The following is a 10,903-nucleotide window of genomic DNA, read 5'->3' as shown; positions in this document are numbered from 1 at the left end:
GAAGAATCCTGGAACCTGTAGCCCGGCATCTGCCTCGACCACTCGACCCCACAGGGGACGCCCATGACCACAAGCTCCGATGTGATGGAAGACGCCCCGCAGGCGAACGACGACACTTCGCTGCCCTCGGCGACGCTGGGCGGCGAGCAGAAGGGCTCGATCGAACAGATCACTCTGCTGCTGTTCATCACCGTCCCGTTCCTGGCGCTCGTGGCTGCGGTGCCGCTGGCCTGGGGATGGGGCCTGAGCTGGCTCGATCTGGGCCTGCTGGTCTTCTTCTACTACCTGGGCTGTCACGGCATCACGATCGGTTTCCACCGGCACTTCACGCACAGCTCGTTCAAGGCGAAGCGGCCGCTGAAGATCGCTCTGGCGATCGCGGGGTCGATGGCCGTGGAGGGGCCGCTGGTGCGGTGGGTCGCCGATCACCGCAAGCACCACAGGTTCTCGGACGCGGAGGGCGATCCGCACTCCCCGTGGCGCTACGGGGAGACGGTGCCCGCCCTGCTGAAGGGCCTGTGGTGGGCCCATATCGGCTGGATGTTCGACGAGGAGCAGACGCCGCAGGACAAGTACGCGCCGGACCTGATCAAGGACCCGGCCCTGCGGGCGGTGTCCCGCCAGTTCGTGCTGTGGACGGCCGCGTCGCTGGGGCTGCCGCCGCTGATCGGCGGCCTGGTCACGATGTCCTGGTGGGGCGCCTTCACCGCCTTCTTCTGGGGGTCCCTCGTCCGGGTGGCGTTGCTGCACCATGTGACCTGGTCGATCAACTCGATCTGTCACGCGGTGGGCAAGCGCCCGTTCAAGTCGCGGGACCGTTCGGGGAACGTGTGGTGGCTGGCGGTCCTGTCGTGCGGTGAGTCCTGGCACAACCTGCACCACGCGGACCCGACGTCGGCGCGGCACGGGGTGGAGCGGGGGCAGCTGGACTCCTCGGCCCGGATCATCCGCTGGTTCGAGCAGCTGGGCTGGGCGTACGACGTGCGCTGGCCGTCACGCTCACGTATCGATTCCCGCCGCAGCACCGACGGGGACGGCTCCCGGCGCGGGAAGGCGAACGCCGGCACGGCATGATTGACGATGTGGCGACCGACTCCAGTACTCCCAGCACCGACAAGCCGAGGCGCACCCGACGCACCCGGATGACCGGGGCGGAGCGCCGCCAGCAGCTGCTGGAGATCGGTCGCACGCTGTTCGCCGCGAAGGGGTTCGAGGGCACGTCGGTGGAGGAGATCGCGGCGAAGGCCGGGGTCTCCAAGCCGGTGGTCTACGAGCACTTCGGCGGCAAGGAGGGCCTGTACGCGGTGGTGGTGGACCGCGAGATGCGGCGCCTGCTGGACATGGTGACGAGTTCGCTGACCGCCGGGCATCCGCGTGAGCTGTGCGAACAGGCGGCCTTCGCGCTGCTGGACTACATCGAGGAGTACACGGACGGGTTCCGCATCCTGGTCCGCGACTCGCCGATCCCGCAGTCGACGGGTTCCTTCGCGTCCCTCATCTCGGACATCGCCACGCAGGTGGAGGACATCCTGGGCCGCGAGTTCAAGAGCCGCGGCTTCGACCCGAAGCTGGCCCCGCTGTACGCGCAGGCACTGGTCGGCATGGTCGCGCTGACGGGCCAGTGGTGGCTGGATGTGCGCCGGCCGAAGAAGGCCGAGGTCGCGGCGCATCTGGTGAACCTGGCGTGGCACGGTCTGGACGGTCTGGAGCCGAAGCCGCGGCTGATCGGTCACCGCAAGAGCTGAGGGGCTCCCGCCGCACGGTCACCCGTTGTGATGACTCTCTTCGGTGGAATGACCATGACTGCCGAGCCGATCGCCGAGCCCACCCCCGAGCCCGCCGAACAGCCCGGTACCCGCTCGCCCGCCGCCGCCCGAGGGCTACACGGTGGACGACCTGCTCACGCTGCCCGACCTCCCGCCCACACCGAGTTGATCGACGGGAGCCTGGTCCCCTGATTCCGGGGCCCGCGACCGCGGCACCAAGCCCCTGAAGTGTGCGGCCGCCGGAATCCCGCACTTCTGGCTGGTCGAGATGGCCGAGGGGAATCAACACCCGGTGGTCCGGACCTACGAACTCGATCCGGCGACACAGACGTACGCCGTCACCGGCATCCACCACGACGAGCTCGAGCTCTCCGTGCCGTTCGCCGTCGACATCGACATCACGCTGGACGCTCTCAGGCGTCTGTAGCCACCGGCTGAAGGAACTCCAGCCGGTTCCCCACCGGATCCTCCGAGTAGAAGCGCCGGTGGCCCGGCAGGTTGTCGTCCCAGGTCACCGCCGCTCCCCGCGCGGCGAGCCGGGCGGCGTAGGCCTCGATTCCCGTGACCCGCAGGCCCGGGTGCGCCTTCCGTGCGGGCCGGAAGTCCTCCTCGATGCCCAGGTGCAGTTGGACGGCCCCCGCCTGGAACCAGCAGCCGCCGCGCGCGGCGAGCGCCGGCGGCTTGGGGATCTCCGTCATGCCGAGGACGTCGGCGTAGTAGCCGCGCAGCCGGTCCTCGGAGCCGGGCGGCGCAGCGAGCTGGACGTGGTCGACGGCGGCCAGCATCGCTCAGGCCCCCTTCGTGGCGACGGCGAAGATACGGCGGAACGGGAACACCGTCCCGTGGGCCGTGGGCGGGTACGCCTCGCGCAGGGCCGTGCGGTAGTCGGCGAGGAACTCCTCCGCCTCGTCGCCGAGCTCGGTGAGGACCGGCCGCAGTCCGGTGCCCTTCACCCAGTCCAGGACCGGGTCCTCGCCCTGAAGCAGATGCAGGTACGTCGTCTCCCAGACGTCCGTCTCGCAGCCGAGGCCGGTGAGGTGCTCCAGGTAGGCGTGGGGCGTGAGCACGGCGTCGTCGTGGCGCAGGGTGTGGGCGAGGCGGTCCTTCCAGCGGGCGCAGTGGGCGATCTCCCGCAGGAGCTGGTGGCTGGGGGAGTCGAAGTTCCCGGGCACCTGGAAGGCGAAGGTGCCGCCCGGCTCGAGTGCGGCCACCCAGTCGGCGAAGCGCCCGGCGTGGTCGGGCACCCATTGCAGGGTGGCGTTGCTGATGATCAGGTCGTACGACTCCGGGGGCGTCCAGGTGCGGGCGTCGGCGTGGGCGAAGTCGAGGCGGCCGCCACCCGCGGTGGGACCCTCGTGGTGGGTGTGGGCCTGATCGAGCATCTCGGACGAGTTGTCGTAGCCGGTGATGTGCGCGGTGGGCCAGCGGTCCGCGAGCAGGACGGTGACATTACCGGGGCCGCAGCCGAGGTCGGCGATGCGGGGCGGGTTCTGGCCGCTCGGGTCGGGGACGCGGGCGAGCAGGTCGACGAAGGGGCGGGCACGGTGGCCGGCGTGGCGCAGGTACTGGGCGGGGTCCCAGAGGGGCGCGGTGGACATGGCGGGGCCTCCTGGTGAACGGCTCGACGTCCTCGTACGGAGGCGTCGCCCCCGTTTGACGACGCCTCCGTACCAGGGTCATCCTTGTACCCCAACTATCTCGACGTCAAGAGACTCCACATCAAGAGACTTCATGTCGACACAACCACTACACTGATCGTCATGGAGGACGAGGTCGATCGGCTGGTCGCGGCGTGGCGCCGGGAGCGCCCGGACCTCGACGTGGAACCGCTCGAGGTCCTCAGCCGGGTGAGCAGGCTGGCCCGGCACCTCGACCGTGCGCGTCGGCTGGCGTTCTCCGAGCACAGTCTGGAGCCCTGGGAGTTCGACGTTCTCACGGCGCTTCGCCGGGCCGGCAGCCCTTATCAGCTCTCCCCCGGCCAGTTGCTGACCCAGACGCTGGTCACCTCGGGCACGATGACCAACCGCATCGACCGCCTGGCGAAGAAGGGCCTGGTCGAGCGGTTGCCCGATCCCAGCGACCGTCGTGGGGTGCTGGTGCGCCTCACCGACGAGGGCCGGGACCGGGCGGACCAGGCGCTCGCCGGTCTGCTCGACCAGGAGCGCGCGATCCTGTCGGAACTGAGTTCGGCCCAGCGCGGTGAACTGGCCGCGCTGCTACGCCAGCTGACCGCCCCGTTCGACAACATCCCCGGTTAGGTCGACCGGCCCGACCCCGGCGCGGCGGGCGAGGGCGACGGCGGCGAGGGTGGAGTGGACGCCCAACTTCCCCAGCACGTTCTGCATATGGGTACGGACGGTGTGCGGGGAGAGGAACAGCCGCTCGGCGACGGCCTTGCGGCCCAGTCCGGCGACCATGCAGCGCAGCACCTCCCGCTCCCGGGGGGTCAGCGACTCCACCAGCCGCTCGCTCTCGGTGCGGTGCTTGCGGGCCGCGGTCAGCTCGCGCAGGACGCCCGTGAGCAGGGCGGGCGGAAGGTGCGTCTCGTCGCGCAGCACACCCCGGATGACGGTGAGCAGCCGGGACAGCGAACAGTCCTTGGCGACCCAGCCGGAGGCGCCCGCCTGCAGGGCGAGGGCCGCCCGGCGCGGGTCGTCCTTCTCGGCGAGGACGACGGTCCGCACCCCCGGCTGCGCTGAACGCACGCCGATGACCAGGGAGATGCCGTCGACGAGCCCGTCCTCGTTGGCCTCCTGGACGGGGACCGCCGGGCGCGATCCCGGAAGGTTGCCGCCGAGGTCCGCGTCGACCAGCATCACATCGAATCTGCGGCCCTCCGCGGCCGCCCGGTCCAGGCAGCGCAGGGCGGCCGGACCACTGCCGGCGGCGGACACGTCGACATCGGGCTCGGCCGCCAGGGCGGCCGCCAGCGACTCGGCGAAGATGCGATGGTCGTCGACGACCAGGACTCGGATGCGCACCACTGAAACCCCCACTGCTCGGGGGACGTCCGGCGCGGGCACGGCGCCCGGAATGTTCCCCGGTTGTCCGCCTGGGACGGGGCGCCGCAGCCGCACGGCCGCCGCCGTGCTGGAACTGTTACCCCCACCCCGGGCGTCGTACCCGACTGTTTCGCCCCCTGATGAGCACCGGCCCCCACCGGCGCTGTTCACAGGGTAGGGCCGTCGGCCTGGAGCGGAAGGAAATTTGCAGAACTGGTTGGCCAGGGCGTTTATGGTGTGCCGCATGTTTCGTATCGAGACAGAAGTCGACAAGGAGCGGCGCGATCTGCTCCGTACACGGCTGATGGAGACGAACACCGCGGCCTCACCGGTGCTGCGCGCGCTGCGTGGTACGCCCGCGGAACGTGAAGTCCCGCTCCAGGTCTGGGCGTTGGACGCGGCGGGGGAGCTGGCGGGCGGACTGGCCGGCCACACCTGGACGGCCTGGCTGCACGTGGACTACCTGTGGGTGGACGGCCGCCGTCGCGGCGCGGGGCTCGGCTCACGGCTGCTCGCCGAGGCGGAGCGCATGGCGCGCGAGGAGCGCGGCTGCACCGCCGCGCGCCTGGAGACCTGGGACTTCCAGGCCCCGGAGTTCTACAAGAAGCAGGGCTACGACGTGGTGTGCGTGATCCCCGACTATCCGCCGGGGATCACGGAGTACACCCTTACGAAGCGCTTCGGCCGACCCGGTGCGCCCCCGCCGACGGCACCGCCGGGAACACCCGGGGCGCCGTGAAGCCGGCGGCGGCGAACGCCTCCTCGATCGCCTTGGTGACCGTGTCCGCCTCGGCGGCCTCCGTCAGGACGACCGCCGATCCGCCGAAGCCGCCGCCCGTCATCCGGGCGCCCAGCGCACCGGAGGCGTTCGCGGTGTCCACCACCAGGTCCAGCTCCGGGCAGGAGATCCGCAGGTCGTCCCGCAGGGAGACATGACCCTCCGTCAGCACCGGCCCGATGGCCCGGACGTCGCCCGCGTCCAGCAGGGCGACGACCCGGTCGACCCGGTGGTCGTCGGAGACGACATGGCGCACATAGCGGCGCACCCGCTCGTCCGACAGGCGCCCGAGCGCGGCCTGAAGGTCCTCGTAGGCGACATCCCGCAGATGCGAGACCCCGAGCTGCCGTGCGCCCTCCTCGCACCCTTCGCGCCGCTCGGCGTACGCCCCGTCGCCCAGCGCGTGCTTCACGCGGGTGTCGACGACGAGCAGCGCGAGTCCCTGCGCGGCGAGGTCGAAGGGGATCTGCCGGATGGACAGGTCCCGGCAGTCGAGGTGCAGGGCATGGCCCTCGGTGCTGCACGCCGACGCCATCTGGTCCATGACACCGCACGGCACACCCACGAAGTCGTTCTCGGCGCGCTGGGCGAGCCTGGCCAGCTCGGGGCGGGTCAGGCCGAGCCCGAACAGGTCGTTCAACGCGAGGGCGGTGACCACCTCCAGCGCCGCCGACGAGGACAGGCCCGCGCCCGTCGGCACCGTCGAGGACAGATGGAGATCGGCGCCGGTGACCGGGTGCCCCGCCTCTCGCAGCACCCAGACGACACCCGCCGGGTAGGCGGCCCAGCTGGCGTTCGTCAGCGGCTGGAGCTCGTCGACGTGCAGTTCGACGATCGGGCCGTCGATGTCCGCCGAGTGCAGCCGCAGTATGCCGTCGGTGCGGCGGGAGACCGCCGCGACGGCGGTGTGCGGCAGGGCGAACGGCATCACGAACCCCTCGTTGAAGTCCGTGTACTCGCCGATCAGGTTGACCCGGCCCGGTGCCGACCAGACCCCTTCGGGAGCCGTTCCGTACAGTTCCGTGAAGGCCTCGCGTACGCCCATCTACTGCTCCCTGGAGATGTTCTGCGCGAACTCCCAGGCGTCCGCGACGATGCCCCCGAGGTCCGCGCGGGACGGGTTCCAGCCGAGCCGCTCGCGGGCCGTGGCCGCGGAGGCGACGAGAACCGCCGGGTCGCCGCCCCGGCGCGGGGCCACCACCTCGGGGATCGGGTGCCCGGTGACCCGGCGCACGGTCTCGATGACCTCGCGCACCGAGAAGCCGTTGCCGTTGCCGAGGTTGCAGATCAGGTGCTCCCCGGGCGTGGCGGCGTCCACGGCGAGCAGATGGGCCTCGGCGAGGTCCGCGACATGGATGTAGTCGCGGACGCAGGTGCCGTCCGGCGTCGGGTAGTCGTCGCCGAAGACCGAGATGGCCTCCCGCCTGCCCTGCGCGACCTGGAGGACGAGCGGGATCAGGTGGGACTCCGGGTCGTGGCGCTCGCCGCAGCTGCCGTAGGCGCCCGCGACGTTGAAGTAGCGCAGGGAGACCGCGGCCAGGCCGTGCGCGGCCGCCTCACCGCTGATCATGTGGTCGACGGCGAGCTTCGAGGCGCCGTAGGGGTTGGTGGGCCGCGTCGGCACGGTCTCGACGATCGGCACCTGCTCGGGCTCGCCGTAGGTCGCCGCCGTGGAGGAGAAGACCAGCTTGCGCACGCCCGTCTCGCGCATCGCGCCGAGCAGCGCCATCGTGCCGCCGACGTTGTTGTCCCAGTACTTCTCGGGCTTCACGACCGACTCGCCGACCTGCGAGAACGCGGCGAAGTGCAGGACCGCGTCGAAGGTGGGGTCCAGCCACTTGGCGGCGTCGCGGATGTCGCCCTCGATGAGGGAGGCACCCGCCGGCACACCCTCGCGGAAGCCGGTGGAGAGGTTGTCGAGGACGACGACCTCGTGCCCCGCCTCCAGCAGGTGCTGCGCGACCACGCTGCCCACGTAGCCCGCACCGCCGGTCACCAGGTACTTCCCACTCATGAACTCGCTACCTCTCGCAGTCGCTGGGCCGCAGCTTCCGGCGGCACGTCGTTGATGAACACATTCATGCCGGACTCAGAACCTGCGAGGAACTTCAGCTTGCCGGAAGTGCGGCGGATGGTGAAAAGCTCGAGGTGGAGCGCGAAGTCGTCACGGGTGACGCCGTCGAACTCCGTCAGGGCGCCGAACGGCGCCTGGTGCCAGGCGGCGATGTACGGCGTCGGACTCTCACTCTCCCCGAAAATCCGGTCGAAGCGCGCCAAGAGTTCCAGATAGACCTTGGGGAACTCTGTGCGGGCGGCCTCCTCCAGGGCGAGCAGGTCCGGGACGCGGCGCCGGGGGTAGAGGTGGACCTCGTACGGCCAGTGCGCGGCGTAGGGAACGAACGCGACCCAGTGTTCACCCGTGAGGACGACCCGCTCGCCGGCCAGCTCGCGCTCCAGGACGGTGTCGAAGAGGTTCTCGCCGCCGGTGGCCTTCTTGTGGTCGGCGAGCGAGCGGAGCATGAGGGCGGTACGCGGGGTGGTGAAGGGGTAGGCGTAGATCTGCCCGTGCGGGTGGCCGAGAGTGACGCCGATCTCCCGGCCGCGGTTCTCGAAGCAGAAGACCTGCTCGACGGAGGACAGATGGGACAGCTCCCCGGTGCGGTCGGTCCAGGCGTCCAGGACCAGGCGCGCCTGCTCCTCGGTGAGATCGGCGAAGGACGCGTTGTGGTCCGAGGTGAAGCAGACGACCTCGCAGCGTCCGGAGTCGCCGGCGAGCGAGGGGAAGCGGTTCTCGAAGACGACGACGTCGTAGGAAGAGTCCGGGATCTCGCTGAGCCGGCCCTCGCGGGAGGGGCACAGGGGGCACTCGTCGGCGGGCGGGAGGTACGTGCGGCCCTGGCGGTGCGAGGCGACGGCGACCGAGTCGCCGAGCAGCGCGTCCCGGCGGATCTCGGAGGTGGTGACGGTCCGCTCCAGCGGCCGGCGGTCGACCGCGTCCCGGACGGCGTCGTCGCGCAGGTCGTAGTAGATGAGTTCACGACCGTCGGCCAGCCGGGTCGGGGTCTTCTTCACGACACCTTGCCTTTCTGCTGCGCGGCCGGGCGCCTCATCCACTCGGATCCGCCCTTCAAACATAACCCAACACAACAAATCACAACCGACCACGCCAGTCAACATCACAATCCAACAAAGAGCATCATCAAAAGTGTTCAAATATCGAACGTCGAGGCGTAGGTTCCGCACTGATTGGTTCACGCAACGAAGCGAGTCATCATGCAGACCCCCACATATCCGGCCGTCGGCCCCACACTTCTGGCAGCCGGCCTACGACTCCCGACCAACGGCCTCGACTACGCGATCCTCGGGATCTACTTCGCCGTCGTCCTGGGCATCGGCCTCGCCGCGCGCCGCTCCGTGAAGACCAGCCTCGACTTCTTCCTCTCCGGGCGGTCCCTGCCCGCCTGGATCACGGGTCTCGCGTTCATCTCGGCGAACCTGGCCGCCACCGAGATCCTCGGCATGGCCGCCAACAGCGCCCAGTACGGCGCCTACACCGTGCACTGGTACTGGATCGGTGCCATCCCGGCCATGGTGTTCCTGGGCCTGGTGATGATGCCCTTCTACTACGGCTCGAAGGTCCGCTCGGTCCCCGAGTTCCTGCTGCTCCGCTTCGACAAGTGGGCCCACCTGCTCAGTTCCGCCCTGTTCGCCTTCGCCGCCATCCTGATCGCCGGCGTGAACCTCTACGCGCTCGCGATCGTCGTCCAGGCGCTGCTCGGCTGGCCGCAGTGGGTGGCGATCGTGGTCGCGGGCTTCTTCGTCCTCGCCTACATCACCCTCGGCGGTCTGTCGTCCGCGATCTACAACGAGGTGCTGCAGTTCTTCGTGATCCTCGCGGCCCTCATCCCCCTCACCGTGCTCGGCCTGAAGAAGGTCGGCGGCTGGGGCGGACTGACCGACAAGCTCAGCGCGACCCACGGCCACGACTTCGTCACCGCGTGGGGCGGTACCGGCATCGGCCACGCCAACCCGCTCGGCGCGAACTGGCTGACGATCGTCCTCGGCCTCGGCTTCGTGCTGTCCTTCGGCTACTGGACGACCAACTTCGCCGAGGTGCAGCGCGCCCTGTCCGCGAAGAATCTCTCCGCCGCCCAGCGCACCCCGCTGATCGCCGCGTTCCCGAAGATCTTCATCGTGTTCCTGGTGATGATCCCGGGCCTGGTCGCCGCCGCCCTGGTCCCCAAGATCGGCACCCCCGGCTCCGGCCTGCAGTACAACGACGCCATCCCGTACCTGATGCAGGAGCTGCTGCCCAACGGCGTGCTCGGCATCGCGGTGACCGGACTGCTCGCCGCCTTCATGGCAGGCATGGCGGCCAACGTCTCGTCCTTCAACACCGTCTTCACCAACGACATCTGGGCGAAGTACGTGGTCAAGGACCGTGAGGACACGTACTACGTGCGGTTCGGCCGCCTCATCACGGCCGTCGGCGTGCTGGCGTCGGTGGGCACGGCGTTCCTGGCGTCGTCGTTCTCGAACATCATGAGCTATCTGCAGACGCTGTTCTCCTTCTTCAACGTGCCGATGTTCGTGGTGTTCATCGTCGGCATGTTCTGGAAGCGCGCGTCCGCGAAGTCCGGCTTCTGGGGCCTGCTCGCCGGCACGGTGACCGCGATGGTGAACTACTTCGTCGTCTACAAGCACGGCATCATCGGCATCCCCACCGACCAGGGCGCCAACTTCGTCTCCGCGATCGCCGGCTTCGTGGCCGGTGCGGTGGTCATGGTGGTGGTGTCGCTGTTCACCTCGCCCAAGCCGGAGGAGAGCCTGCGGGGCCTCGTGTACGGCACCCGGTCCCCCGGCCTCGCCGAGCCGCCCGCCGAGGGCGACGACGCCTGGTACCGCAAGCCGGCCCTGCTGGGCTGGGGCGCGGTCGTCATCGCCGCCGCCTGCTACATCCCGTTCTCGATCTGACCGCGGGAGGATGGAAAGACCATGTCCGAGTACCCCGAGCACGACGTCCAGCGCCAAGTCACCGAGCTGGAGGGCAAGTCCGCGACCGCGGCCCGCATCTTCGACCTGCGCCGCATCATCGGCGGCCTGTTCGTGATCTACGGCGTCATCGTCATGATCGCGGGCTTCACGGCCTCCGACGCCGAGATCGCCAAGGCCGAGGGCGTCAACATCAATCTGTGGACGGGCCTGGGCATGCTGCTGCTGGGCCTGTTCTTCCTGGCCTGGCTCAAGCTGCGGCCGACTGCCCCGCCGGCCCCGCCGCTGACGGAGGACAACACGTCCGAGTGATCCGGACGGCCGGGGCCCGACCCCGGGCCCCGGCCGGTTCCCGTTCGCCGGGA

At 69.9% G+C, this 10,903-nt stretch carries 13 protein-coding genes; 7 read left to right on the top strand and 6 right to left on the bottom strand.

The features are described 5' to 3' along the window. The first annotated feature begins 63 nt into the window (after positions 1 to 63). From ACFY2Z_RS25680 to ACFY2Z_RS25670, 3 genes are all read left to right on the top strand, one after another. Positions 64 to 1,074, top strand: coding sequence for an acyl-CoA desaturase (locus ACFY2Z_RS25680; RefSeq protein WP_390746454.1), 1,011 nt, complete (start codon positions 64 to 66; stop codon positions 1,072 to 1,074). Further along, positions 1,071 to 1,745, top strand: a complete 675-nt coding sequence (locus ACFY2Z_RS25675; RefSeq protein WP_355917165.1) for a TetR/AcrR family transcriptional regulator — start codon at positions 1,071 to 1,073, stop codon at positions 1,743 to 1,745. Before ACFY2Z_RS25680 ends, ACFY2Z_RS25675 begins: the two co-directional genes overlap by 4 nt. Before the next feature lie 289 nt (positions 1,746 to 2,034). Next, positions 2,035 to 2,193, top strand: coding sequence for a hypothetical protein (locus ACFY2Z_RS25670; RefSeq protein WP_390746453.1), 159 nt, complete (start codon positions 2,035 to 2,037; stop codon positions 2,191 to 2,193). Here ACFY2Z_RS25670 and ACFY2Z_RS25665 read toward each other — a convergent pair. Further along, positions 2,180 to 2,551, bottom strand: a complete 372-nt coding sequence (locus tag ACFY2Z_RS25665; protein WP_390746452.1) for a VOC family protein — start codon at positions 2,549 to 2,551, stop codon at positions 2,180 to 2,182. The two genes, ACFY2Z_RS25670 and ACFY2Z_RS25665, sit on opposite strands and share 14 nt — an antisense overlap. 3 nt (positions 2,552 to 2,554) lie before the next feature. Continuing rightward, positions 2,555 to 3,364, bottom strand: a complete 810-nt coding sequence (locus tag ACFY2Z_RS25660) for a trans-aconitate 2-methyltransferase (protein ID WP_390746451.1) — start codon at positions 3,362 to 3,364, stop codon at positions 2,555 to 2,557. A gap of 162 nt (positions 3,365 to 3,526) precedes the next feature. On the opposite strand from ACFY2Z_RS25660, the gene tamR reads away from it, so the two are divergent. Beyond that, a complete protein-coding gene (tamR, locus tag ACFY2Z_RS25655) occupies positions 3,527 to 4,024 on the top strand; it encodes a MarR family transcriptional regulator TamR (protein WP_390746450.1) in 498 nt (165 codons plus the stop codon). On the opposite strand, the gene ACFY2Z_RS25650 is transcribed toward tamR, so the two are convergent. Continuing rightward, positions 3,983 to 4,750 (bottom strand): LuxR C-terminal-related transcriptional regulator, encoded by a 768-nt coding sequence (locus ACFY2Z_RS25650; protein ID WP_390746449.1) that lies wholly within the window; start codon positions 4,748 to 4,750, stop codon positions 3,983 to 3,985. The genes tamR and ACFY2Z_RS25650 overlap by 42 nt on opposite strands. 250 nt (positions 4,751 to 5,000) lie before the next feature. Here ACFY2Z_RS25650 and ACFY2Z_RS25645 point away from each other — a divergent pair, with 250 nt between their 5' ends. Continuing rightward, positions 5,001 to 5,507 (top strand): GNAT family N-acetyltransferase, encoded by a 507-nt coding sequence (locus ACFY2Z_RS25645; RefSeq protein WP_390746548.1) that lies wholly within the window; start codon positions 5,001 to 5,003, stop codon positions 5,505 to 5,507. On the opposite strand, the gene galK is transcribed toward ACFY2Z_RS25645, so the two are convergent. The 3 genes from galK to galT are packed head-to-tail and all read right to left on the bottom strand — an operon-like array spanning position 5,437 to position 8,618. Further along, complete coding sequence (galK, locus tag ACFY2Z_RS25640; RefSeq protein ID WP_390746448.1) at positions 5,437 to 6,591, bottom strand: galactokinase; 1,155 nt, start codon at positions 6,589 to 6,591, stop codon at positions 5,437 to 5,439. The genes ACFY2Z_RS25645 and galK overlap by 71 nt on opposite strands. After that, positions 6,592 to 7,560 (bottom strand): UDP-glucose 4-epimerase GalE, encoded by a 969-nt coding sequence (galE, locus tag ACFY2Z_RS25635; RefSeq protein ID WP_390746447.1) that lies wholly within the window; start codon positions 7,558 to 7,560, stop codon positions 6,592 to 6,594. Then, positions 7,557 to 8,618: a galactose-1-phosphate uridylyltransferase gene (galT, locus tag ACFY2Z_RS25630; RefSeq protein ID WP_390746446.1), complete on the bottom strand. Its 1,062-nt coding sequence runs from the start codon at positions 8,616 to 8,618 to the stop codon at positions 7,557 to 7,559. The genes galE and galT overlap by 4 nt, the downstream gene beginning before the upstream one ends. Positions 8,619 to 8,819: 201 nt before the next feature. On the opposite strand from galT, the gene ACFY2Z_RS25625 reads away from it, so the two are divergent. Further along, positions 8,820 to 10,520, top strand: a complete 1,701-nt coding sequence (locus ACFY2Z_RS25625) for a sodium:solute symporter family protein (protein WP_390746445.1) — start codon at positions 8,820 to 8,822, stop codon at positions 10,518 to 10,520. 21 nt (positions 10,521 to 10,541) lie between these two features. Beyond that, positions 10,542 to 10,850: a hypothetical protein gene (locus ACFY2Z_RS25620; RefSeq protein WP_390746444.1), complete on the top strand. Its 309-nt coding sequence runs from the start codon at positions 10,542 to 10,544 to the stop codon at positions 10,848 to 10,850. The last annotated feature ends 53 nt before the right edge of the window (positions 10,851 to 10,903 follow it).

It is taken from the genome of Streptomyces sp. NPDC001222 (assembly GCF_042896945.1).
GTDB lineage: Bacteria > Actinomycetota > Actinomycetes > Streptomycetales > Streptomycetaceae > Streptomyces > Streptomyces gibsoniae.
Note: the sequence above shows the minus strand (reverse complement) of the source record. Positions and strands in the feature narration are given on the sequence as shown.